Annotated in this window: 1 protein-coding gene; it reads left to right on the top strand. The window is 49.8% G+C overall.

Annotation, left to right across the window (positions count from 1 at the left end):
* Nucleotides 1-263 (top strand): hypothetical protein (locus PZC42_RS24865; RefSeq protein ID WP_277214268.1); only part of this gene is annotated, 263 nt, incomplete at both ends.

A 263-nucleotide genomic window follows, 5' to 3' on the forward strand; every position in this document is an offset into this window, starting at 1 on the left:
GAAGAAGCAGCGTCGCTGGCGACGTCTAACATTGAGATGACCTTCCCAACACCAGTGCTTGTCAGTCGCTGTGTGAACTCGCTCATCAATGTGATTGGGCCAGATTTGCAGGACATTTCGAAGGCTCGCAACCTCATTTTCACTCTGGTCAGACAGTTCCAGTTGGAAGAGAATCCTGCACTAGTCACTCAAAGCTCTAAATGCCTGGATCACTTGTCACTATATGCGCCAGGGTATGTCGACTTTGCGGGTTATGTCAGACG

The organism is Isoptericola croceus (assembly GCF_029382255.1).
GTDB classification, from domain to species: Bacteria; Actinomycetota; Actinomycetes; order Actinomycetales; family Cellulomonadaceae; genus Isoptericola; species Isoptericola croceus.